This window comes from Bacillus yapensis, from assembly GCF_005280205.1.
Classification (GTDB): Bacteria; Bacillota; Bacilli; order Bacillales; family Cytobacillaceae; genus Robertmurraya; species Robertmurraya yapensis.
In genome coordinates this window covers 1-25287 of sequence record NZ_SUND01000016.1, presented here as the reverse complement: position 1 = coordinate 25287, position 25287 = coordinate 1, and the positions used below count along the sequence as shown (strand labels likewise).

Genomic DNA, 25287 nt, shown 5'->3' with positions numbered 1-25287 from the left:
GGAAATACAAATGAAGCTTTCTAGTAAAATCGTAAAATTTATAACAGCGGCAACATTCACCTTTGGTGTTATGGCATTGCCAAAAGTTGCGGATGCAAATCATGATCCAACTCATGGAGAATGTTCAATGACTATCGTTTCTGACCAACATATACCAGGTAGTCCAGCACAAGCGAGTGGTGCTTGTAATGGTTTAGTAACCGGATTTTATGCACCGACAACAGGACAATTTAATGTTAGTGGTTTAGTTAGAGGGCCTGTTTCTAACGGGCAACAATATACGATTTATCCACCGAGTGGTGAATATACTTCTTTAACTCTGACGGTTAATACAGTGAAGAAAGAGACGCCGACACCAACACCAACGCCGACACCAACACCGTCGCCTGAGCCGTCAAAGCCAGTGGAAAATAAGCCAACACCATCAAAGCCAGTGGAAAACAAGCCTGCACCATCAAAGCCAGTGGAAAATAAGCCTGCACCATCGCAGACTACTCCAGCACCTTCAACAAATACTGCTGATTCAAAACAGTCTACAACGACTCAAAAGGAAAGTAATGCAGGAAAAAGTGATTCTTCTTCTGTAACGGTAGTTGATAAACAAACAACACAAGAAAAAGAAGTGCCGAAGGTAGAAGAAAACAAGGGTGAGCCAAATACTGAGCTAAGCTCAGAGGAAGTTAAAAAAGAAGAGACAAAAGACAAAGAAAAACAAAATAAAGAAAAAGAGCAACCAAAAAAGGAAATAAAATCTCAAAAGGATGAAAAGAGTTCTAATGTAATTTGGTATGTGATTTCTGTCATTCTAATTGTATTGATTGTAGGAGCTCTTGCTTATTGGAGGTTTTTAAGAAGAAAGAAGGTTTAGGTGTGAAAAGATTAGTTATTTCTTGGTTAGGTCTAATTGCAGTCCTAACCAGTATTTTTTCACTTAATACAGATGAAGTTTACGCAGCCTACTCACCCAATAATGTTGAGTCTAATGTCAAGTCGGGTTGGTCAAGTAAATATGGTGACAAGTTACAGGAGCAGAGATCAGGTCAAAAATTGATATACGATGTGTATCATAATAAGTTTACAGCAGGCGGTTTTAAAATTGTTTCTCGAAATTTTGGGAATGGACAACTAGAATATGTTAACTTTCAAGGTTGGGCTGCTCTTCAAGGTTATAAACGACATACGAGTAGTAACAACGCAACCTATATAGTTGCTCGAAAAGTAGTTGGAACGAGTGGATTAAACACAGTAAAAATATACAGAGCTGATGGATATGGAAATTTGTCAGCGACTGAAGACCTTGAATATAACAATCTTGGTAGTGGTGTCTATAATGAGTGTCCCGCTGATGCAGTTAATAAGGATAATCAATTAGATTGTAATATGCGATATGACGGTGTGGGTTTTAACGCATTTTTGCCAGTAAATGAATTATTTCCTAATGCTAATGAGTCTGCTTCATGGGTATTATTCTTGGTTAAAAGAGTTGATAATCAAATTGTTTGGACACCGTTGGTTTTACCATTCGAATTCAATAATTCCCAATATTCAAAAGGGCATATATCGCTCGATAGTGGAATTGATCCTTCTTGGCTACAGATGATTGGTAGTAATGTAATTCGAAGATTATATCCAAGACAAGAAGCTGATACGATTGGGTCGTATTATTTTACACCCTATCAACTATATAAATCTTTAACTGTTGATGAAACAGATACGGCTATATGGTATGGAGTACGAACACCTGAAGATGATAATCAAACAAGATGGGGGAATACCGCGTATTTCGATTTTACCGGGAAACAAGCATTACTTTCCTATAGAACTAATTACAAACCTCCTGCAAATAGTTCTTGTCCTGCTCCTGTTCTACCCGCCGATAGATATTCTTATCAAATTGATTTAGAAGTTACAAAAATTGACGGGAAGACAGTAGAAAAAGACACACAAACTAGAACAAAAGTTGATGTTAGAAGAAATAGTTTTACTAATGAAAGACAAACAGCAAGACAAGCTATTCAAAACGATATCAATACACGTTCTACTCAAAAAAATACTAGAATTTCTCAATTAGCAACAATGAGAAGTCAAGAAGCACAAATTGTTAAGGATTTAGAGGACGCACAGAATAATCATGACTTTGATAGAGCCAATACATTATTGAATACTTTAAATGCAAAGAGACAGGAAATTGCCAATACAGAATGTTATATAAATACTCTCCAAACTGAGATTGATCATTACCAACGTGAATTAGACAGATTGAGTTCTCTTGAAGGAGTAAATTCAGATTTATCTACTACTGTTAATTTGAAGTTTGGTAATAAAGTGAAAGGGACTCAATCGGTTGTATTGTCTGAAGGACAATCACAATCTTTAACTTTTGATTGGATTTTGACAGATAGCGGAAATGTTGAGGCAGACATTAATCCAAATCGAACTCCATTTCATAATAAATCAGAGGTTACTTTCAGTAACAACGTAAGAGCAACACCTATTTATGTGAATTCGAAATATACACCTAATGCTTGTGCTCGTCCTGGGGAGAGTTCGTCAGCAGAAGGGATTGTAAGGACGGTTAATTCCAAAGAATCAGGGCAACAAATTTTTAGAGAATATGTTACTACCGATCTTATAATTCCCGATGAACATTTAAAGAGAAGGGCTGGCTTTGGTTTTGATTATACAATTTTGACACACTACATAAATCAAGACAGTGTATCGAATGGGCAGGGGCCGAGTAAAGTAGTAAGCTACATGCCTGATTTGGTGAATTACATGCCATATACAAAAAAAACATGGTCGAGTACAACGAATAATTTGAAACTAACGGGATATGAGGTGCCGATTGAAACGACCTCTACTAGCGGAAATACGAAGGATAGTTGGAAGACATGGAAGCAGCCGCAAAAGTATGTGGAAGAATTTAGTGGAAATGTATTCACTTCCCTTAGTCATCCTAAGCGAAATTCAAATGAAACGATATTAGACGGGGGACGCAAGTGGTATTTAAGTTTTGAACAGCCTGATGGTGATTACATTTTTAATTCACTGGTACCGAATGTGGGAGTGAATAAAATGAACACTTGTGTACAAGGAGTAATTGATGTAGAAGGTTCGATTGTCGGAGATCCGAACGGAAATGATGATTTTATAAAGCGTTCAGTTTCACCGGAAAATCCTTTCCCACAGGGAACAGGATGGAATTGGTTGAATCAAACTACTAAAATAACGAGTTTAGCAGATTGGTATAACAATTGGATAAGTGATCCAAAACAAGTAAGTGTAAACAACTATTTTAAAACGTTTTATCTAAGTCCTGAAAAGTTAGAGGAGATTCGTCAATTTAGTAAGGAACGAGATTATAAAATTATCCTTGGAGATTCATTATTCAAATCTGTACAAATACCAAGTAAGTAAAGAGGTGAAAGAATGTCAAAGCTTACATTAGGTGCATTCTTTTTCCTGGTGTTATTGTTCTTCGCTATTTTCACATCATCATTTGAATATATCAGTATTGCAGATAGCGATAATGAAACAAGCGTGGAAAATGCTACAAGAAATGCAATGACTCAGGCCATCAATTTAGGGAATGCAAGAGTGAATGAAGAAATTACAATCAATGAAGATATTGCTGTTGAAGCAATCGTAAGACAGTATGCAGACAGCTCAGATTTTTTTGAAGGAGAGCGTTACGTGAATATTTATCGAATATCTGAACGAGCTCCAATGATTGCGGTAGATTCATATACGGTTATTAATACTCCTTTTAATGATATGGCTTCAAGAATTACTAAAAAGCAAGCCCCTAATGAATCCATTACAAGAAGTAGAGAAATTGTCATTTATGAATCGAAAGCATTAACAAAATAATACGGAGGCTAATATGAAGAAAACTTTATGGAGAAAACGATTGGTATCAATGTTAATGGTTGCAGCTTTAATCGTCTCGATATTGGTTTATACAAATTTCACGATAAAAGCTGAAATCAATGAAGCGAATGTTGTTGTGACAAAAGTTGATATTCCACCAAGAACTGAAATTACAAAAGAAATGTTAGAAGTAATTACAGTTCCGACACAAGGAATACCGACGAATGCTGTAAGGAATATGAAAGATGTTGTAGGAAAGTGGACGGTAGCGGGGTATGGAACCCCAGCTAATAGTTTTATTTACGACAATAAGATTATTCCAAAAAGTGAAATGCCCGACGCTGGGGTCCTTTCACTAAAAGAAAATGAAGTTGCGTTTCCATTACTTGTTGATTTAGAAACGAGTTTAGGTAACAGCATTATTCCGAATTCGGAAGTTGATTTATATTTCCGTTCGCTCATTGAAACGGGAAGTCAGTCTAAAAAAGCGGTGTATGGAAAATTGGCGTCGCAAGTTCGAGTGTTATCGGTAAAGGACGCTGATGCTTCTAACGTTTTTGATCCAGAGGGTTACCAAAAAGGTGTAATCCAGGAGAATACAAATGAAAAGAAGAATGCCCTTGCTAAAATTTATATTTTTGCAATTCCTGTAGAGTTAAACGAATTAGTAAATAAGGCAAAGCTCTTGGGTGATGTAGTACCGATTGCGACAGGACAAGCAAATAATGAAGAAGTAACAGAGCAAAGTGATGTTATTACATTTATTAATGAATCGTCCTTTGAAAAAGAAACCAATCAAAATGAAGGTGAAGAATAATGGCTGAAATTTTAAGTTTTTACTCAGTAGCTCATTCACAAGGAAAACGAACATTGTCACTAGGGTTTGCTGAATTGCTCGCCATGAATGAACATAAGGTGTTGTACGTTGAATTAGATTATAAAAAGCCTTCAGTTGCGATTTCTACTCAAATTACAGACGTAACAAGAAATGCGCGTGAATTCTTTCAAGATACAATTCTTAAACGTTCATTTGACTTAGAGCCATACATTTTGACGAAAGAGATTCTCCTAAATAGTGAGAATCGAGACTTAAGAAGAGTGTATGCCGAATTACCGGATAAATTAGACTATCTAACGCTTCCGATGAATTTCCAAGAAAGTAGTTTTCCCTCCCTAATAAATGAAGGGGAAGACAATGAAAAGGAAGCCCAAGAGTATATTGATAAGTTTTTGTACAGTTTGAAAACAAGTAAATATACGTACATTATCTTGAACCTACCGATAGAGCTTCACTCTATCTTTGGATTTGAAGTTATTGCAAACAGTGAACAAATTATCAATGTTGTTACACCGAATGCTACAAGATTATTTGAAAATAAGAACGCATATAAGTTCCTTTCTTCTAACATTGCTCACTTAGAAGAAAAATGGTCAACGATATTAAATATGACAAGTACAGAGTTAACCGCGAATGAGTATTTCCAGCTGACAAGTGAAGATGCGATTCTAATACCTTATGATCCAGCGAGACAACAATCTGAATTTGCTCTTCAGTTAAGCTCAGTAGAAATTCGTGAACGTTTAGAGAAGTTAGCTGCTAAACTGAAAATTTCGTTTGAGTCAGCTATTCCGAAAAAGCGCAATGGTTTATTTGGAAGGATGGGGTAAATCCTATGAAAAACAGCATTCGATATGATGGGTTGGTAACAGAGGAGCGAAACGTTATCAACCTGGAAAGGTTGTTATTCCAAAAGGTTCAACAAAACCAATTAAAACCTAAAATTAAAATGTCCAATAGCATTAACCAACAAATTACAGACCATATCAAAGAATATCTTTCACAAGAACAATACCGCGAATTACTAAGAGATTCGTTTGGTAATCGAAGAAAACAAGGGCAATTAAGAGAAGTTATTTATAGTTATGTTTCAAGTAAAGGTTTTTTAACTGATTATTCGACTCTTATTACTGACTATTCATTAGACCAAGTTACGGATTATCTTGTTGAAAAGATAGCAGGATTGGACGTATTGCAACCACTAACTGAAATTGATACCCTTACGGACATTCAATGTATTGGGTGGGACAATATTTGGGTCGATGATATTTATAAAGGGCCATATAAGACTAATCTTACGTTTGATAGTGAACAAGATTACTTAGACCTATGTAATCGATTTGCGTTTGCTTCGGGTAAGCCGTATTCAATGGCAAAACCTTCTGTTGACGCTCAATTTCCTTATATGCGTGTAAATATTGTTGGTCAAGACTTGGATACTAAGACGAGTATGAGTATCCGTATAATCTCTAAGAAATTACGTTTATCAGAGGATTACATGATTAATTCGGGTTATGCAAATAAAACGATGATCGAGTTTTTAAAAGCGACATTTGCTTTTGAAAGCCATCTTATAAGTGGGGCAACTGGAACCGGAAAAACGGAGTTATTACGATACTTTACCAAGTACACACGTGAAAATTCCAATATCATCATGATTGAAGATGTGCCTGAAACTTATTTAGATGAATTGTATCCTAATAAACCTATTAAGATGTGGAAGAATCGTGAAGCATCTGACGATGAAAAGAGAACGTTCGGTTATTCTTATCATGTTCGAAATGCTATGAGACAAAATCCTGTCTATATCATGTTGCAAGAGTCTCGTGGTGAGGAATCCTTTGATGTAATGAAGGCAGCAACAACAGGTCACATTGTTGATACTACTGTTCATGCTGACTCAACAGCAGACGCAATCTTACGTTTTATTGATTTGTGTCAAGAGGCCTATAATCATCCAGCTGAATATTACGGAAAAAGGATTATAAGAGGTTTTGGTATTGGTGTTCACGTGAAGAGGTACGGGACAATTCGTAGAATAAGCCAAATTACTGAATATTTGGCTTATGTAGATGGAAACATCGTAGAAAACGTTATATTTCAATTTGACGAGCTTTCACAGGCTCATATTCAAGTAGACAAAATGTCCCCAAAATTATGGAATAAAATACGTGATTCGTATAAAGACTTTGAAGAACTTCAACATTTGGCACCAGCTGAAACTTTATTAAGGTAGGTGATTACATGTGTCACAGATCATTCCGATAATTGGGTTAATTGCCATTGGGGTGTTAGCGTATTTAGCAATTATGCAATTATCGCAAGTGTCTTTTTCAAGAAAGCGAAAAAGACTATCTAGTATTCTTCGTGATGAAGATGAAGGAAAATCTATTTTTCTTATGGAATGGTTAGAGAAATCGAGAATTAGAGAATATGTTAGTCCTTCTTACATTATTGAAGAAGCGAAGTTGCATGGAGTAAATATGACAAAGCAATCGTTTATCTCAACATTCGTTGTAGGTACAGGATTGGGAGCAATCATTATATTAGTTTATTTCCAACCGTTGCTTTTTCTTATGCCATTGGCAGCAGGTGGGGGTATTATTGCAACTAATATACGCTTGCATAAAATTAAAAAAGAGTATGTTCAAGAGTTAGATTCTAAATTGGCCATTTATATGTCCGCTCTAACTACCTCGATTGGCACGTTTAATAATATTAAGGACGCTCTTCAATCCATTTTACCTTCATTGGAATATCCAATTAGAAAAGATGTAGAAGAGGCTATTCTTAAATTGCAAGATGGCAAGAATGTAAAACAGGCATTTGAGAATATGAATAAACGTTATAAACAAAAACACGTTAGATTATTTCATGACCAATTAGCAGTAGTAATGGAGAATGGTGCATCTGATAACAGTACCCTTCGTTCAGTTGCCATTAAGATGAAAGATAAAGAAAAATATCGTCGTCGTCTTCAGACAGCTCATAGACAAAATTACAAGATATGGCGTACCTTTGTTATTTTGATTTTGTCAGCACCTTTTCTTTTTATCTTCGTATCAATGGACAACTATAAACTAGTCATGAATCATATAGCATCAAGTATTGTATTTGCTATTACGTTTCTCTTAATTTTCGTTACATACAGACAATTAGAGAAATTGGAAATCTATGATCCAACTTCAGATGATCGAGTTGAGGTTTAGAAGAAAGGGGGAAGAAAATGGGTATTCTTATTTATTTCACCCAAGGTGTACAAGTTCTCTTTCTACTCTCTATCGTCATTCTTGCTTATAAGACCATTCTTCTTATTATGGAAACCCGAACATCCAAGCGTTATGTTTTAAAAGGCTTTCTTAAAGAGGAACAGGTACAAGTAAATAAAGGGGTCAGGGAACAAATTACATTCTTAGAAAGAATGACCTCCTTTACCAAGTATAAGGAGCATTTAGAAGGTGAATTGGCAGACGCTAGACTGGATGTAACAGTTACCAGGTTTATTGTAAGGAGATTAATTCTTACCCTTTTAATGGTGGGTGCTGCTCTAGTTCTGTATAAGATAAGTGATATGAATTTATATCTTTATTTAGCGATTCCGCTTGGAGTCCTTGCGTATATCCTGCCAAAACGTAATTTAAAAAAACACAAATTACATTTTGAAAGACAAATGAAAATTGAGTTGCCTGAGTATCTATCGGCATTTGCGGTATTACTACAAAGTTACAATGCCTTTGATGCTACAAGAAGATCAGTGGAATATGCAGGTCCTTTATTACGACCATTTGTCGATCACATGGTGACACAGATAGAGCTTTATCCATCTAGTCACAAACCGTATCAAGATTTTGCTGAAACAATAGGTATACGTGAAGCGAAGGAATTTGTTGTAGCGTTACAACAGATTATGAAAGTGGATGCCGCTGCAGCGAATCAAATTATTAGTTCGCAAATTAAAATTATGGACGATCTTCAAGAAGAGGCTTATAACGAAATGATAGAAGTTCGTCCAGATGAAGTTCAAAACTATATAACACCTATGCTCTTTCCGATGGTGGCGATTATCTTGACATTCTTATTTGTCATGATTGGCGATGCGTTTTCAAAAATTTAAATATAAAATCAAACAAAAAATTGGAGGAAATGAAAATGAAAACAACATTATTATTAAAAATGGGTACAGTAGTAGAAGGAACAAAATCGAATGTAGTATCAAAGGTTAAAGGGTTTTTAAAAGAGGAAACTTCTGCGAAGGGTTCTTCAGAGGAAGGGTATTTAGTTTACGGTGGTATCGTAATCGGTATTATTGTCCTAGGGATTGCTGTAGTATTCATGAAAGATGGTTTTGGAGATATCGGTACTTTCTTTAATGATGGGGTAAACGGTACGAATACGAATCCAGCAGGCTGGGGAAGTAACTAATATTAAAAAGATTGGATAAGGATTGTTCTTATCCAATCTTTTTATCATGGTAGACAGTGTTAGAATGGGAGGTTGAAAGTATGAGAGGTGCGGTGGGGATTGCCTTTTTCTTATTAATATCATTTAGCATTATGGTTTTTATTCCAGATATAATTGTATACGGAACATGGGCGTATAAAGCTAATTCAATCGTTGAGAAAGTAACAAAAGAAGCGGAAATTCAAGGTGGAGTGACACCTAGCGTTGAAGCACATTATAATCAAATCATCAAAGACTTTGGAATGGAAGATAAGGGGTTTACCATTAAATATAGTAAGAAAGGTCAGCTTCAACATCAAGGAAGATTTACGGTAGAATTTGAAGGAGCATACACCTTCCGTTCATTCAATTTATTAGGAACAGGTATCGGGAATTTTACATTACCAATTAAGGCGAATGATTCAGGAAGAAGTGAAGTTTGGTATCGGTAATTAATTAACGCTTATGATTAACTAATGATTTATCCAGGGGTGTTTACTAAATGGGAATTCAAGGATATAAAACGGTTTTTTATTCTCTAAAACAAAATGATGTTTTTGAGGTTACTGTAGATAAAACTAAATAAATATTTTTTGCAGACAATTGGAATGAGTTCTTAGATAAAAATGGGACTAACCCAAAACCAAAGAATGGCCATAAAAGAATAGCTGGTTCAGATACAGTCGAAGAACAATCTTTAAATGAATTTATTAATCTTGATCAGCGATATGGTTTTTAATGAATAATTAAAATGTCAAAGAGTTTACATGACATGATGTTCACAATGGGGGACAAGAAAGATGAAAGAAAAGAATCATAACTTTAGCCGAAAGAAAATGTTTAGAATTCAATGTGTTTTGTTCGTGTTCTTCCTGGTACCTTTAGATATTAGTGTTTTTATCATGTGGAAGAGCACATTAACCCGAGGGACCTTTCTAGGCTTAATAATCTGTATGGTGCTTGTTTTTCTGTATGAAAAACCGCTTAATCCTAATCGTTCATTCTCAACATTTATACACGAATGGAGCCATTGGACAACCGCTAAAAAACTTGGTTACAATGCCCGCTTCTATGAAAACTATACATATATCGAAGGAGAAATAAAAAATCGTCATTTTAAACTTATAGCTATTATGCCGTTAATCGTTCAATTGAGTATCGTTGGTTTACTTTCTGCTTTTCTAGTAAACATTCACATTTGTTTTTTGCTCATTCTTGGATATTCAGCCTTCTCCGCTATGTCTAGTGCTACCAAAGATGTCATGATGTTTTTCTTGGCGTTTAAGTATCCGAAACACACGAAATTCAAGGTACATGAAGATGATAAGTCATTCACGGCTATATGGTGATTTCTATTAAAATATTCTTATTAGGAGGACATTCTTTATATGTCATTATTCAATAGACCGATTCAAAATATTAAAACTATAGATATTGGAGCGATAGCTTGGGTTGGGTTTTGGCTTGGCGGCTTATTTTTACTTATAATCCCTGTACAAATGTATGGTGATATTCGAAACGCTTTTCCTATATTCTTCTCCTTTGATTTTATTGAAAAGATACCAGCACCAGCTGATTCATCATTATCCAATAGCTTTCAGGAAATACAAACTTCTCGAATTGAAATGTTAAATAAACTGTATACATTTTTTAATGTTTCTAAAGTGATTTTTTGGATTTTTACAATCGGAATTATAATAAAATTCTTATTTAAACAACCCAAGAAAATAATGAAAAAGCACGAATTATAAACAAATATGAGAGGTATCGGCTAATGAAAGATGGTTTATATTATAGAGATAAACACACAGACATAGCGGATAAGGCAGAATATCCAATAATGAGTAACTAGGAGAGGTTCGTAATGAGAAAAAAGGAATTCTTAAATCAGTTATTAGCTGCTGATGCAATAATTTTTGTCAAAATGATTATTTTTGCATTGATTCATTTTATACCACCGTCAGAGGCCGCTGGAATTGGTTTAAGTCTGTCCCACTTAGCCACAGGTGGTGCTATAATAACTGCTGTTATTTTCGTTTTGGTTAATATTGGTTGGTTTATTTATTATCTCTATAAAATGGCTTCTATAGAGAGGTAATTTTATGAAAAATAAACAATCTAAACATACAAGTTTATCAACAGTATTAGTAGCACTGTTTTTTCTTACTGTATTAACCCTCATTTTCGGTCTATTGTTTTCAATGGTTTCTTTTGTAAGAACCATAGCACCTTTAGCTATGATTCCTTGCTTACTAGCGATAACAATACTAATATTCGATGACAAAAAAGAGAATAATTTGGACGTACATGTGATTAATGATAAAAAATAATACTAATTAATAGTGAAAAATGAATCTATTCTATAGGAGCGATTCCTTTTACCGGAGTGATAACTATAGAGGACATCTTCTGGCCAAACGGATCGTATAAAAGACATTAGTTCTTCCTATTGTAATATTGGCCATTCTAGCAATAATAAACATAGAACCAAGATGATAGGAGTAATAACTATGTATCCATCTAAAACCTATAAAGTTCGACCGCTGTATAGTGTACTATATCAAGTGTGTTCTGAACTGCTCAGTGATAAGAAAAATATTTTATTAAAATCTCTACTGATTCAACAATTAGGTGTTGATCGTACACAAGAATTAAGTCTCTTTAGCTTTAATCAGCTTATCACTAAAATGGTGCATGACTTAAAAGGAAATCTCGACCGCTCCTCCTATCCGGAAGTAAAAGATAATGTCTTTAATCAAGATCGATTTAAATCGATCTTAACGGAATTCACAGACCTTCACGGGCCCAGCTCAGTATTAACACATATCACTTTTCGGGTAGAAGAGGAAGTCGTTAATACGATAGCAGCTCTAAAGCATAAGACTCTTGGTGACGTGATTGAGCTTGCTATTGCCAATTATATTGTGTCTTGTGAGGACGATATATATAAGCTAATATTGCAAGCTTTGTATTCATATCAAGAATAGTCTTATCTCCTATTCAAGCCACACGAACATCATAATACTATTCAAATTTAAGGTACATTATAGTATAATAATTACATTCAAAATTACATTTTATTGATTTTATAATAAGAAATTTGGCGGAAGACGCAATTCTCTTAATGACGGGAGAGTTGTGTCTTTTTTTCGTATTATCATAGAGGAGGAGACATCAACGTGGAGTTAGAAGGAATTTTATTAAACATGTTCCTACCAAGGACCAAGGGTGCGTGTATTGCACATTTTAGAAATATGCTCTGTTTAACACAAAGTGACATATCAGTTGAGATTGGGATTAATCGAAGCAGCATATCTAAAATGGAGAATGGCGATATTAATGTTTCAGAGAACGTCTGGAGCCACATATTGCGTTTAGTTTATGATGGGTTTGATCTAGAAAAAAGGGTACAATTTAAACAATTTCGAAGTACATTAGAAATCTTTATCGATGAGGAAAATGTGACGAATGGGGGGGTTGAAGAGTGGAAAGAAAGGAAGTTATCTTAGCAAGTGGTGACGAGCATTTAGATGAGTTTATTAAAGATGACCTCGAAAAAGGTGAACGCGCGAAAGTAGTTGCAAAGGTAACGACCAGGCGTACATTAATCAATAAAGTAAATGAATCGGCTCCCCAAATTGTAATAATTGGTGAGGATTTAATCGGAGAAAGTGAAAATAAAGAGGACTCAGATGAAGAATGGGAAGCGGTAATAGAGGAAATCAGACGTTTTAGTTATAACCTTCGCATCGTTTTCATATGTGATCGTCGTATTGATGATATTTTCTTAACCAAATTAACAACTTATAATATTACGGATATTTTTCATGAGGGGAAACTCCCAGAAGGTTATATAAATCAAATCTTAGGAGAACCCTCTTATAAGTATATTGAAAAGTTTAGAGGGAAAATTGAATCGGTTTCACAAACATTAAAAGAGAAAAAACGTGAAGAAGAAGAAAAGCAAGCAGAAACAATTATACAAAAAGGGGCTATCCCACAAGAAGGTAAAGTTGTTGAGGTAGAAGTTCCTGTTTATCAACAATTGATAGTAAAACCTAAACTTTTTGTATTCAGTAGCGGGATTAAAGGTAGTGGATCATCAACTATTGCTAAAATGTTTGCAGAATATCTGGCCAATCTTCAGCTACAAGTCGGAATATTGGAAAGTCCATATGCAGAATCTACATGGTTTGAACAAATTAATGGAGAAATGCATACCGATGAATCCTGGAAAAGTTGGCATGAACTTATTCATTCTGAACAAGAAATTGTAAAGGGGATGAGTATTAATCTTGAAGGGGTTACATATATCGTTCAGAACCCTAAAACAGAATTAAAAAAATGGGATTTAATGAAGTCGGCTTACCTCGTAGGATATGCTAGACAAATTCCTATTCTAATTTATGATTTATCGAATGGTATTACTGAAGAACATGAAAAGCTAATATTACGTCAAGCCGACCGAATATTTATCTCCACCCAATTTGATCCAGCTCGAATAAAAGCTAGTCAGCATAGAGTTGTTCGATATTTATTTGACCAAAAATTAAATGAAAAAGTTATCCTTCTTTGTAATCACTCTAATGATTCACTTGAAAAGAAGTATAACAAAGACTTAAAAGAGGCTTATCATGTAAGTGAATCTCCGTTTCATTTTCCTCACTTGGAGGAAGTGAAATTAGCGTTAATGGACGGTAAAAGTGTTTGGAAATACTTAGACGAAGAAGAAGTTGAAGGTTTATATGCTATCTTCTCCGAAATGGCAAAATTGGCTCTTGGTAAAGAATTATTTGAGAAGTTGCAGCCGAAACGTAAGCGTAAGCTCCTTTCTTTTTTGAAAAAATAAACTTTAAGAATCTTTGAAAGCAAGGGAAGAGTAGAGTAAAATAATAGAAAAAGAGGGAAAATAGCTTAAACGTTCGGTACGTTTGGGTAAAAGTTTTGAAATGTAAGTATGGTAAGGAGTAAAAGAAATTGGATTGTTCAAGTATTAGATCTGTAATTAACCAAAGAGGGTGTTGATAGATTAATTGAGGAGATGGATTTTCTATTAGGAGATTCACAAAAGAAAGTTAATGTAGAGGCCGTTTTATAGGATGATATTTAATTATTAGTCTACAAATGTAAATTGAAATTATGAGGAGAGAAAAAATTAATGAAATTACATAAAACAATTAGTAAACTCGAGGAAAAGCTAAGATTGCAACGTATTTATGAGATAAAAGAAATTAGTGAGGGTCAGAGTCTTCAACTTCCACCTGGTGGAACTGGAGTTATTGAAATTAATAATAAAGTTAAGGGATACATTATTAATAGAATTCCTCAAAAAACAAATTTTGAGATATTTATTTTTGACAGATTTTTAAGGAGTCCGATTGTATGGGTATTTAAACGGAGTGGGGAATTCATTGGTAACCAAAAGTTTACTAACATAGATGATGCTTTAGCATGGATGATTGAAGCATATGAGAAGGACGCAGAAATATACATGAAGGAATCAACGAAAGCATGATTAACCTTGAACCGGATTACCATAATAAACTAAGTAATGGCCAAATAGACACAATAATAAATGATGATTTTTTTAAAGATAAAGATTTAGAGTATTTACAAAATGTAGGTTTAAATTTACTAGGAAGCTCCTTAACTAAGTTGAGGACATTTAGCCACAGCAATCTAAGTGAGATAAATCCAGTCTTACATAGAACTATTACTTTTAAAATCCTAGATGAGTTAGAAAACATTCCTAATCACTTACACAATGCTAGAGACTTATCATTTTATCTGGTTGGATTCTTTCGTTTTACATTAAACCTCGAAAAGCTTCTTAAAGAAGAAAAATTAATTGGTGAGTATCATGATCGTTCTATAATTCCATTGTTGGATCTTATTCATTTCAGAAAGGATATCATAGGATTTTAGGATTGTCATAAACTAACTTGACAAACGTGCACAACACTACATATAAAATTAGAAATAAGGAGAAAAATAGTCCATTAAGGGAAGAAGCATTCCTTTTGTAAAAACACTATTTTTCTTTTTTTATTCATATAGTATAATAGCCTTATATTGTTTTTTAATTGCTCTTTAGAGCCTGACGTTGAAGTTTTAAACCCTATTGGGTGGCATTTATTTATCCTTGGAAGGATTATGCCCCTAATAGGGTTTTTTGCGTTCTATGAAGCTATTAAAAAACGATACTATTTTTTACACACACTTAGGAGGAATTTAAAATGACAAACATTAAAATTAAGGAAACACAAGCATTTATTGATTTAGTGGGAAGAGCTGCTAATGTCGCATCTAAAAAGCCCGATACAATTAGGTCCGGTATTATGGTAAATGCAAAGGAAAATAAAATTGCGGTTCGTACTATGAACGAATCGGTATCTGTTCAAGTAGACGCAATTGATATTACAGAAACCGAAGGAGAAATTGCTTTTGTTGTACCCGCGAAACTTTTCTTAGATATGATAAAGAAACTTCCTAAAGGGGATGTTGAACTTGTCATTGAAGATAAGAAAATGGATATTGTAGTGGGGAAAAGTTCATATGGTATTAGCACATATGCAGTGGACGAATTTCCACAAGCTGTTGCTTATGAAGAAGGAACAATTTTTCAAGTAGAGGGGCCGACTTTCGCTGAATCACTTTCAGCTGTAGTATATGCTTGCTCGGAAAGCGAGGCACGTCCAATTTTAACAGGAGTACATATCTTATCGAATGGTAAGTACCTTACGTTAATTGCGACGGATTCCGTTCGTTTAGCTGCTAATGCAGTACCTATTATTGCTCCAACAGAAGAATTTAAAAATGTAGTGGTACCAAAAACTTCAGTTAATGAATTAGTTACATTAATCGCAGATCAAAAAGAAGTAGAATTCTCTATTTCTCAAAATCAGCTATCTTTAAAAACTGAAGGAATCACGTTTACAACTCGTCTGTTAGATGGTACCTTTCCTGATGTAACAAAACTGATTCCGTCAGAATTTGAGAGTGAGGTAGTTCTACATAAAGATGAACTATTAAAGGCTCTTGACCGTTCAAAAACGGCTCTAGGTCCTAAGGAAAAGATAGCTAGGTTTTCCGTAGTAGAAGGTACTTTATCAACCTTAACGATTGAAGGGAAAACGGAAATTACAAAGATATTTGAGGAATTATTCGTTGATGAAGCGGGAGTTGGAATATCGCTCAAGCTAAATGTTCATTATCTAATGAACTCATTAAATTCAATGAGTAGTAAAAAGGTTAGATTGCAATTTGGTGGAGTAACTAAGCCGATGCTGGTTCGTCCGGAAGTTGAGGGCGCAACACAATTTGGGTTACTTCTGCCAGTGCGATAATCCAAGGGATTTGATATTCAATAAAGAAAAATTCTCCACTTTACGTAGAAAATAATAAATAGTTTTGAAAGGGAAGGAAGCGCTAAGCTCTCTTCTCTTTTTATTTATTACTAACTGGGAGGAAAGATTATGTTTATTTCATTAATGAAAACAGTTGAAGCGGGTAGTGATATATCCGTGGAAGAATTACATGTCGAAAACGGTGGAGATCTGAAAATGATATGTGTTTCTCAGGAATCTATAGTCGGATATTCAACTTCTTCATTTAAAGTTGCTGAAGAAAAACATGAATTATTTGTTTGCTATACGAAGAAAGAATTAGAGAAATATGTATCGCCAGTTGTTGCTACGATTGCGTGGGGATTTTTTACTGACGGATGAGAAAATGTATGCATTTGCTAAATGACATTAAGGTACAAAATGCATTAAAAAAAGGAGAATATCCATATCATGAAATGGTATCCTTAAAAAAGGCGATTGATTGGATTTGAATGGACGAGCCTAATTTGTCCGATGAAATACAATCTTTATTACGCTGCTATGAGATAGCAGGATGAATTTGTTTTTAAATTACACATTAAGGAGGTAAATTTTATGAGTGACAACAAACCTAATTATCATAGCTTCCTGTTCAGAGTTGCTCCCAGTATGGATAAAATTCTTGAAAAATTTAAGAATCAAGAATCAAGGGCAGACGTTTCACCTCATTGGATTGGACAAGCTATCATTCTTTTATTAAAAGATTTGAAGACTTTTTACAAACCTATTATGAAGGTAAATGAAGTTAATATTTTTAATTTATCAACACTTCCTCTAATTGGAGGAGTTGTTGCAAGTGCGGTGTCCTTTTTTCAAGGGATGGAATGGTATTGGTGCTTGTTAATACTAGTGGGAGCGGTTGTAATACTACTATCCCTTATGATTCCAATATCTTTAACTAGGATGCTGAACTTAACTCACCCTCATTTTTACTTAAAAGCGTATAAAGCTTTAAGGAAACATGAATTTGATTTGCTTAATCATTCAGTTCACGATAAAAACATTTCTTATCAAGGGTTAGCTGAATATGTGAATGGAGTATTGACCAAGCAAGAAAACGAACTAGAAATTGTTAATGTTATTACCACAGAGTACAAAGAGGAGAAAGAACGACTTCGAGATGAAATTAACGAGCTCCGCTCTAAAGAGGAGTTAGCGATCGAGAAGTATAACGAACTTATTGAAGGTCTGGAAGATGAAATAAAATGGTACGAGGATGGAATTCAATATTTAGTTGAACTCTTTCATGACTTACATATCATTTTACATCGTATAGGTAGAGGTAAGTGCAGTTTTTCAGATTTGAAAATAATTGCTGGGTACTCACTTTATAAGAAAAATGGCAATGTATTAACTCGTATTGCAGATGAAGGAACTACGGGGCAGAACCCTCTGACAATTGATCTAACCAGAAATCATCACAACCCTTGGGTACAATCGACTGTCGCTGCTGCTACTAAGCAGAATAATCTATTTAAAATCGAGCCAAAAGAAGGATATCATATTGTTTCATACCGAATTAATGTAGGGTATAATAATAGTGAAACATGGATTATTTCTTTGCAAATTGTACCTTCTGTTAATAAAAAAGGTTATCTATTGGCGTTAACAGATGATATAATTGATCAAAGAGTAATTTATAGTATGCTTCATGGCTTGTGCCAAATAGTTTATAAGAATACTAGTCGTCCAGGGAAGGGAGATGGAACTCATGGCAAATAACAGAGGTGCTGTAGCTGTACCAGTTAGAGAACAATCGGAGATATTTGAAAGCCGTCGTAAACGAAGGAGAGCTCAAATAAATTCTGTCCATGCAGAGGTAAGAACCATCTTAAAAGGTAGCGGCTCCTATTATGGCACTACTCATCCACCGAGAGCTGGTCACATATCAAACAACGCAAGACATAATTAAACAATTAATCTATAAAACCGTAATAAATATAGAGCATGATTAGTAAAATCTACTAATTATGCTCTTTTTTTGTATTTTCTACTCAAAAAATGGGCAACCTATGTCTAACAAAACGTTGGAGTGGTGATCGAAATGAATCAGAACAACAAAATTGTGGAGTTAAAGAATCGAGCGCAGCCAGTACGAGTGAGAGATCAGCAAGAAATATTTGCGGAAAGAAGAAAAAAACGGAAAACGAAAATTGAAGAAGTAAAACAGCTATTTAAAAAAAGATGATATCTATGAATAAAGAAATTATTTAACAAATAAAATAGTCGTTTAAGCTTTGAAAAAGACATACTTAATCCCTTTAGTTACTATTCAGCCAAAGGGTTTTTTTAAGATTGTAACGAAAAAGAATCACTAGAAAAAGAGAGAGTGTGTCTAGGGATTTTTGTTGGTATTGTATATTTGAAATAATAATGTACTATTTGTAAAAAAATCTTACCGTTTTAAAGAAAGTTATTACCGTTTATAAAACAGTTGTACTGTTCCCGAATGACGGCGCCGGTAATAGATATGGAATGAATATCTGAATACTTTCTAGTAGCTCTGGCCAGAATTATAGTTTTGAAATAAGTCACATTGCATTAAAGAATTTATATCACTAGATATGCCGTGACATTAGGAGCGATAAAAATCTGGTGGTTTTGATCAATCTTTTTCAAAACGCAAGATTTTTATACAGGACAACACTGATTAGTTAAATTTACCCCATAGTATATATGTATTATAGTTTAATATAAAATTGGATATTTTAGGTATAATTTATATATATTTGTAAATATAGTATTATTGTACCATTAAAAATCTATTAATAACTAAGGGGAGAAGAGAACATGAAAGTAAGAAAAAGAAAGATTATTTTATCATTACTTGCAGTAATACTAATGTTTAGTCTAGTAGCTCCAAACCTTACTTCAGCAGAAAGTGCAGGTTTACTTTGGAAATCAAAGCGATTTGGAGATAATTTGGTAGTCTCCATAACTAATGTTCATAAAGGGTGGGCAGGGCCAAAATTCCCACGTACAACTACTCCCCATGTAAATGTGCACGTGGATAAACTAAATTCATATAATAATCGAGTTGCGAAAGAAATAGCAAATTATCATGTTGTAAAATATAAAAAACAGAATAAATCGTGTATTTATATTTATGAGAGCAAGAAAAAAAAGACTGTAATGGATCAATGTGCCACCTCATGGAACACCCTTGTTTCTAAAGCGACTAGTGCTATGAAATCCTTCGCTCAGGCAATCTCTCCTAATGATAACTTTACATTGATTGCTGTTTTTTCTGCAGCTGCTGTAACGCTCTATAAGCTCATCACTAGCTTTATACCTGTGTACCCAAGTGATGCGATTCCAGATGGAGAAATAGTATATACCGAAGCTGACTTTATAACGGAAGCTCAACCTAGTAATGATTTGACAGGGTATATTGAAGAGACAGCTGATGGGCTGTATGATTCAATTCAGGAAGACGTTCCGATTGCTGAACTACCAACTTTAACTGAAACCAGTATTGATAATGTAGAGAATATAAACACCCTATATGTAAGTCCTGCAAACGATACGCTTAAGGTAACATTAGATGTAGGTGGAAACAATAGTGATTTAGATTTGGACATTTTGAATGAAGTACCTCGATATACTGTTGAAAATAGTGTAGGTACCATTGTAAAAACAGGCACTATGGGAACCTTTATCAGAAGGCTTTCAGTTAATAACACATATGAATATGAATATAGAAATACAGTGAGTATTAGTACATCTGGTCTACCAGCAGGTGATTATAGAATAAAAATTTATATGTTTAAAAGCATTTTTCCTGAGATATTTCCAGAATTAACACAACAGTTTTATATTAATACCAACCGAACTATTACAAATTTTTCTAGTTAAGGAGATAAAAAATGAAGGATGTTATAGTTATTCATGACATTACATCGGAGTCAGAATGGAAAAACATATTTGAAGTTTGTATAAATCATTGTAACAAGTTCGATATAATCTTTACGGAGGATAAACTTGATGAAGATAATCGATTTATAACAGGAAAAAAGGAATTTAAGAATTTGAGAAATGTTACAATCAAACCTTGGGACGGAATGGATAACAGCATTATTATATCGGGCAGTCTAGATTCTGAAGCTAGGAAATTGATATATAAATACACTTCTCCCTCATTTGAGGGAGGGGTAAATGATCTCTGGCATTACAATATTTATAAAGATGATATTCTATTTTTAGGAATTCAGGACTTTTCCGTCTGTCTACTTGAGAATCATGCTGGTGTATTAGAATTATTAAAAGATATTGGTGTAGACCCTCAGACTTTGGAAGATTGAACTCTCTAATTAAAAACATGTCTTCTGAAAAAAATCGGAAACAGGTAAGGAAAGCTGATTGTAGATTTGGAATAAAGTCGTCCCTTTTATAAAAAAGATGTACCGTTTTAAAGAAAGTTATACCGTTTGTAAAAAAGATGCACCGTTTTACCCCTTTGGATATGGTTATCTAAAGGGGTGTTTTTATAGTGAAAAGGAAAAGAACATCTGAATTGAAACGTTGATTAAGGAACTGTTGAATGACAATAAGTTGTTCCATTAAAGGGTCAGATTGTTGAATAACACTCGGTGGTAAATCTGGATATTTATGAAAAAGATATTGTAATGGAATACACTTAAAGTAACGGGTAGTTTTGTTGAAAAAATGATATTATACCGAATAGAACCTATATTTGTTTATTCAAGTCTAATTAATTATCGTAAATTTGTAGTAATAGGAGGCAAGAGAATGGCAGTTAAATTTGTTTCTGAGGAATTTAAACAAGAGGTAAGTGAGCTATTAAAATTTTTCGAAGAGTACGGTATAGAATATGACTTCGCGTATCTTTCTGATGATTATGATGATGAAGACGAGAATTCCAAGGATGAAGAGGATTTAATTATCGATGAAAATTATGAATTACCAGCTTATTTTCCCCATTCTTATTATGAAGCGAACCATACAATCGGTGAGTTACTTGAAGTAGTGTATGATGCTATGAAAGTCGTTGAATTTGATGAAAATAAATTAATTGGTAAAAAAGTAGCTTTATTTAGCATAGACAGCCAAATACAAGAATTGATATATGGCTTTGGTCTTGATATCCCTACTATTAAAGAGTCAATAGATGAACAAGAGTACTCAATAAATATTGTAAATGGCTTAACAAGTTATGGAATTAAATTAATAATTGATGATCTCTTTGATAAGCATTTACCGCCAGTGGACGATTATGAATTCTTTATAGAAATTTCTGCCGAGGATACGATAGATGTTAATATAATTGAAAGCCTAGTTGATGCTTATTTATTTGAGCTAAAATCAACATTAGATATTAGTATACAATTGTCTCCTAGATTATCCTATCTTACCTCAGAGGATGAACTCGATTTCAGAGTAGATACAACAAGGCTTAGACCATTGTTACGAGGAAAAGGCGTACATGAATTGTTAAAATTGTACAATTCTTCCCTTTCTAGTGCGAATTATGAGATATTAGTTCTAACTTATACCAAGGTGATAGAATACGTATCTCAAACAGTTATACAGCAAGATCTTATTAATTCTGCCACCAAGAAATTATTTAGTTCAAGAGCACTAAATCCGGACGCAAACTACATACTAGAATTAGGAAAAATCTTCGAAAGTAACAGAAATAATCAAAAAGACTATTTTGCTATAAAACTAACTATTGAAACTTGTTGTGACCTAAATGAAATTGTTACAATAGCACCTCCATTATTAAGGTTTACAAAGAAGTTGAGTACAGAAAGTAAAAATGACGATAAAATAAAAGCTTTTGAAGAGGTTGCTAATGCTATTAGTAATACCAGAAACATGTTTGCTCATGCAAAAACTAATTATGAGAAAAAAGGCATGGAATGTCCAACGGAACAACTAGAAGCGTTTTCTAAATGCTTAGATATTCTTGCACAGCAAGTTATAAGGTGGTTTGCTAAAGAACATGAAGATAACAGGGTAATTTAACTTTTAACCTTCTTCAACAAACGGGCACTTTAATGGAATAAGGATCACAAAAATGATCAAACTTTTTTATAAAAACAAGATTTAAACCTACTAGATAAGAATCCATTTTGATCAATCTTTTTTCAAAATGGATTCTTTTTATTTATCGTAAAATACCGGTTTGTGAGGTGCTTTTGATCAAACTTTATTTCAAAGCTACACTGATCTATTAATAAAATAGGTTCATCAAACTATTTTATAAAGTGATTATTACTAGTTTAAATGATTGGATTAATAATGAAATGAATTGAATATCCTTGCGAAATCAATGGTTCTTTAGTAGAATAAAATTAGATTATTTTTTATTTGCTCTTATGAGCCTGACCTTGAAGCTACAAGCCCTACGGGTGGAATTGATTACACGATACGTGTGTCTTTTTCTTCCGAGGGCTTTTTTGTTTTCTATTAAACTATTAAGCACACACATTAGGAGGAATAAAGATGGGAAGAATTTCGGATGTTACTATTCAAAAGGCAAAAGAAGTAGATCTTCTCTTTCTTGCAGAGCAGATAGGAGATTCTCTTCAAAAAGTAGGACAAACTCACTTTACTTATCGTAATGAGGGAGAAAATACACCTTCTGTCGGCATTAATCCAACTAAAGGAATTTGGAAGGACTTTGCTGGTGTAGCAGGTGGACGAGACGCTATTAGTTATTACCATTACCGTGTGAATCAATCAGACGCTTATCCTAAAGGCACAGAGTTTATTGAAACGGTGGAGAAAATTTGTGAACTATGCGGAATCACCATTGAATATGAGAATGGAAAATTTCGTGAATTTAACAATGTTGAGTATAAACCTCGTGAGGTTATTGTTCGTGCTTCAGAAAAAGCATCTACAGACCGTTTACATGAGGTATACAGAAAAATGTTAAAAGAGTTGCCTCTTCAAGAGCAACACTTTCAACATTTAAAAGAGGTTAGAAAAATTTCTTCTCAGTATGCAAAGATAAGGTCTTACCGTACTTTTGTCCAAGACAAAAAGACACGTTATGAAAAAACCAAGGCCATTAAACGTTCTGTTGGAAGTTTGGAAGGTATTCCAGGGTTCGCAGAAATGAAAGGGCAATATGGTCTTTATTGGAGCATGGTTGGGAGAGCGGGTATGATGATCCCATTCCGAAATATCCATAATCAAATTGAAGGCTTTCAAGTCATGTACGATGAAAGACCAGAACTGATTAAGGCGGATGGAGATTTACGTATCCAAATGAAAGATTACAAAAATTTCACCATCATTCAAAAGAGTACCGGGGAAGTACTTGGAGAGGCGAATCGGGAGCAATTGCCTTTAACCTCACCACTAGGAACTATTGAAATTCAATTAGGTCCGAAGTACGGTTGGTTTTCATCACCTATTAATCCCGAAAAAGGTATTTACAATGGTGCTGAAATAGGAAACCCTGTACCTTATCACACAGCTGTTCCAATCCAGGTGTTGTTGAACTGGACACTCCACAAGGGTGACATTCATCAACACATGGAAGTGGATGAAGTATGGTGGGGAGAAGGTCCATTAAAGGGTGATATTGCTGCTGATTTTACGAAAAAGCTACACTTACAAGTAGCAGGCGTAGGTCAGTGGAGATATTTACTAGAACCGACGAAACAGTTAAAGCCCAAACGTGTTATCTTTGCTTTTGATGCTGATGCACAAGATAAAGAAGATACTGTTGGTCTAAATGTGATGAATGCGGTGAAAGAGGCTAAAAACGAATTACAACCATTAGGAATTCAAGTGGCGATTGCGATGTGGCCGTCAAATGTAGCAAAAGGTCTAGATGATCTTTTCCATTTGTCGTACAAACCGAAAATCATTGATATTCCCTAATAGGTTTTAATTAATATGACAACAAGGAAGCTGCTTTTTATAAAGCGGTTTTTTTTGTTGTCTTTTTTACTATACGAGGAGGAAACATTATGTACCCATTAGAGACGATTGTGTTAGGAGAAAACGTGAATTATTATGGCCAACTGGCTACGATAGTTCGCGAAGTGTATGAAACTTGTTGGAAATTTGTTGTTGTAATCAATGGCAACCGACATGTTTTAATGCACTACTAATGAAAATCTAATTTAAACGAATTACACACTTAGGAGGAACAAATGAACTTGCAATTAGCAACGTCTTACACAAGAAAAGATGCTGGAATACTAAGTGAATCCCAACAAAGATTATACGAATTGGGTGGAGTCTTCGAATCGTTAAGCGATAGTGAAGTCCTACATCTTATATTAGGTTCAGGAACTAAAAATCACCCTTTAGAAGAAGTGGTAAATGAAATCCTAGAACTTAAAAATGAATATGGTCTTAAGGGTTTAACTCCAGAATTTCTATGTAATAGGGTAAGTGGTTTTACACAACGAAGGGCCGAATCCTTTTTAGCAGGATTAGAGCTTGGGAAGAGAATTTATACTCAAGAAACTGCTATTAGGCTAGTTATAAGGAGTCCGGAAGATAGTGCAAACATTCTTATGGATATGAGATTTCTCAAACAAGAACATTTTGTTGCTTTATATTTAAACGCGAAATATGAGGTAATCGGTAAAAAAACTATATTTATCGGTAGTTTAAATTCTTCAATTGTTCATCCGAGAGAGATTGTGCGCCCATAAGGGCATTTAGGAAATCTGCTTTAGCAAAGCAGTAGGGAGATATCACAATCTTTACCCTATCATCAGCCAACTTATCCGTAAGGGAAACCGAGCGGGGAGTGTAGCATGT

General features: G+C 34.3%; 30 protein-coding genes. All 30 read left to right on the top strand.

What is annotated here, in order from left to right:
* Window positions 1-10 precede the first annotated feature (10 nt).
* The 30 genes from FAR12_RS17500 (at window position 11) to FAR12_RS17360 (ending at window position 25178) form a co-directional block, all read left to right on the top strand.
* On the top strand, window positions 11-868 hold the full coding sequence (locus FAR12_RS17500) for a hypothetical protein (protein ID WP_126410102.1): 858 nt from the start codon (window positions 11-13) through the stop codon (window positions 866-868).
* Window positions 838-3417, top strand: coding sequence for a hypothetical protein (locus FAR12_RS17495; protein WP_126410101.1), 2580 nt, complete (start codon window positions 838-840; stop codon window positions 3415-3417). Before FAR12_RS17500 ends, FAR12_RS17495 begins: the two co-directional genes overlap by 31 nt.
* Window positions 3418-3429: 12 nt before the next feature.
* Window positions 3430-3870 (top strand): DUF5411 family protein, encoded by a 441-nt coding sequence (locus FAR12_RS17490; protein WP_126410100.1) that lies wholly within the window; start codon window positions 3430-3432, stop codon window positions 3868-3870.
* Window positions 3871-3883: 13 nt separating this feature from the next.
* Window positions 3884-4687: an SAF domain-containing protein gene (locus FAR12_RS17485; RefSeq protein WP_126410099.1), complete on the top strand. Its 804-nt coding sequence runs from the start codon at window positions 3884-3886 to the stop codon at window positions 4685-4687.
* Window positions 4687-5538, top strand: coding sequence for a hypothetical protein (locus FAR12_RS17480; protein ID WP_126410098.1), 852 nt, complete (start codon window positions 4687-4689; stop codon window positions 5536-5538). The genes FAR12_RS17485 and FAR12_RS17480 overlap by 1 nt, the downstream gene beginning before the upstream one ends.
* 5 nt (window positions 5539-5543) lie before the next feature.
* Complete coding sequence (locus FAR12_RS17475) at window positions 5544-6944, top strand: ATPase, T2SS/T4P/T4SS family (protein ID WP_126410097.1); 1401 nt, start codon at window positions 5544-5546, stop codon at window positions 6942-6944.
* Between the two features lie 10 nt (window positions 6945-6954).
* The gene (locus tag FAR12_RS17470; protein ID WP_126410096.1) at window positions 6955-7917 is read left to right on the top strand and encodes a type II secretion system F family protein; all 963 of its coding nucleotides are present in this window, start codon (window positions 6955-6957) and stop codon (window positions 7915-7917) included.
* 17 nt (window positions 7918-7934) lie between these two features.
* Window positions 7935-8822, top strand: coding sequence for a hypothetical protein (locus FAR12_RS17465; protein ID WP_126410095.1), 888 nt, complete (start codon window positions 7935-7937; stop codon window positions 8820-8822).
* A 35-nt stretch (window positions 8823-8857) separates the two neighbouring features.
* Window positions 8858-9130 (top strand): hypothetical protein, encoded by a 273-nt coding sequence (locus FAR12_RS17460; protein ID WP_126410094.1) that lies wholly within the window; start codon window positions 8858-8860, stop codon window positions 9128-9130.
* 80 nt (window positions 9131-9210) lie between these two features.
* On the top strand, window positions 9211-9600 hold the full coding sequence (locus FAR12_RS17455; RefSeq protein WP_126410093.1) for a DUF4320 family protein: 390 nt from the start codon (window positions 9211-9213) through the stop codon (window positions 9598-9600).
* Between the two features lie 348 nt (window positions 9601-9948).
* Complete coding sequence (locus FAR12_RS17450; protein WP_126410092.1) at window positions 9949-10497, top strand: metalloprotease family protein; 549 nt, start codon at window positions 9949-9951, stop codon at window positions 10495-10497.
* A gap of 39 nt (window positions 10498-10536) precedes the next feature.
* The gene (locus FAR12_RS17445) at window positions 10537-10899 is read left to right on the top strand and encodes a hypothetical protein (RefSeq protein ID WP_126410091.1); all 363 of its coding nucleotides are present in this window, start codon (window positions 10537-10539) and stop codon (window positions 10897-10899) included.
* A 113-nt stretch (window positions 10900-11012) separates the two neighbouring features.
* Entirely contained in the window at window positions 11013-11246 is a 234-nt protein-coding gene (locus FAR12_RS17440) for a hypothetical protein (protein ID WP_126410090.1), read from the top strand.
* A gap of 4 nt (window positions 11247-11250) precedes the next feature.
* Window positions 11251-11478, top strand: coding sequence for a hypothetical protein (locus FAR12_RS17435; protein ID WP_126410089.1), 228 nt, complete (start codon window positions 11251-11253; stop codon window positions 11476-11478).
* 180 nt (window positions 11479-11658) lie between these two features.
* Window positions 11659-12135, top strand: coding sequence for a hypothetical protein (locus FAR12_RS17430; protein WP_126410088.1), 477 nt, complete (start codon window positions 11659-11661; stop codon window positions 12133-12135).
* Window positions 12136-12327: 192 nt separating this feature from the next.
* Window positions 12328-12657, top strand: a complete 330-nt coding sequence (locus FAR12_RS17425) for a helix-turn-helix domain-containing protein (protein WP_126410087.1) — start codon at window positions 12328-12330, stop codon at window positions 12655-12657.
* A complete protein-coding gene (locus FAR12_RS17420) occupies window positions 12633-13997 on the top strand; it encodes a toprim domain-containing protein (protein ID WP_126410086.1) in 1365 nt (454 codons plus the stop codon). Before FAR12_RS17425 ends, FAR12_RS17420 begins: the two co-directional genes overlap by 25 nt.
* Window positions 13998-14306: 309 nt before the next feature.
* The gene (locus tag FAR12_RS17415) at window positions 14307-14663 is read left to right on the top strand and encodes a hypothetical protein (protein ID WP_126410085.1); all 357 of its coding nucleotides are present in this window, start codon (window positions 14307-14309) and stop codon (window positions 14661-14663) included.
* Window positions 14660-15073, top strand: coding sequence for a hypothetical protein (locus FAR12_RS17410; RefSeq protein WP_126410084.1), 414 nt, complete (start codon window positions 14660-14662; stop codon window positions 15071-15073). Before FAR12_RS17415 ends, FAR12_RS17410 begins: the two co-directional genes overlap by 4 nt.
* A 311-nt stretch (window positions 15074-15384) precedes the next feature.
* The gene (gene dnaN / locus FAR12_RS17405; RefSeq protein ID WP_126410083.1) at window positions 15385-16494 is read left to right on the top strand and encodes a DNA polymerase III subunit beta; all 1110 of its coding nucleotides are present in this window, start codon (window positions 15385-15387) and stop codon (window positions 16492-16494) included.
* A gap of 129 nt (window positions 16495-16623) precedes the next feature.
* Window positions 16624-16875, top strand: coding sequence for a hypothetical protein (locus FAR12_RS17400; protein ID WP_126410082.1), 252 nt, complete (start codon window positions 16624-16626; stop codon window positions 16873-16875).
* 213 nt (window positions 16876-17088) lie between these two features.
* Window positions 17089-18255, top strand: coding sequence for a hypothetical protein (locus tag FAR12_RS17395; protein WP_126410081.1), 1167 nt, complete (start codon window positions 17089-17091; stop codon window positions 18253-18255).
* Complete coding sequence (locus FAR12_RS17390) at window positions 18245-18445, top strand: hypothetical protein (protein ID WP_126410080.1); 201 nt, start codon at window positions 18245-18247, stop codon at window positions 18443-18445. Before FAR12_RS17395 ends, FAR12_RS17390 begins: the two co-directional genes overlap by 11 nt.
* Before the next feature lie 132 nt (window positions 18446-18577).
* Window positions 18578-18721: a hypothetical protein gene (locus FAR12_RS23545; protein ID WP_158318934.1), complete on the top strand. Its 144-nt coding sequence runs from the start codon at window positions 18578-18580 to the stop codon at window positions 18719-18721.
* A 602-nt stretch (window positions 18722-19323) separates the two neighbouring features.
* Window positions 19324-20388, top strand: coding sequence for a hypothetical protein (locus FAR12_RS17385; protein WP_126410079.1), 1065 nt, complete (start codon window positions 19324-19326; stop codon window positions 20386-20388).
* Window positions 20389-20399: 11 nt separating this feature from the next.
* Window positions 20400-20834: a hypothetical protein gene (locus tag FAR12_RS17380; RefSeq protein ID WP_126410078.1), complete on the top strand. Its 435-nt coding sequence runs from the start codon at window positions 20400-20402 to the stop codon at window positions 20832-20834.
* Window positions 20835-21282: 448 nt separating this feature from the next.
* The gene (locus FAR12_RS17375) at window positions 21283-22521 is read left to right on the top strand and encodes a hypothetical protein (RefSeq protein ID WP_126410077.1); all 1239 of its coding nucleotides are present in this window, start codon (window positions 21283-21285) and stop codon (window positions 22519-22521) included.
* 480 nt (window positions 22522-23001) lie between these two features.
* Window positions 23002-24393, top strand: coding sequence for a DUF3854 domain-containing protein (locus FAR12_RS17365; protein ID WP_126410076.1), 1392 nt, complete (start codon window positions 23002-23004; stop codon window positions 24391-24393).
* An 89-nt stretch (window positions 24394-24482) separates the two neighbouring features.
* A complete protein-coding gene (locus FAR12_RS23540) occupies window positions 24483-24626 on the top strand; it encodes a hypothetical protein (RefSeq protein WP_158318935.1) in 144 nt (47 codons plus the stop codon).
* Between the two features lie 42 nt (window positions 24627-24668).
* Window positions 24669-25178: a JAB domain-containing protein gene (locus FAR12_RS17360; protein ID WP_126410075.1), complete on the top strand. Its 510-nt coding sequence runs from the start codon at window positions 24669-24671 to the stop codon at window positions 25176-25178.
* The last annotated feature ends 109 nt before the right edge of the window (window positions 25179-25287 follow it).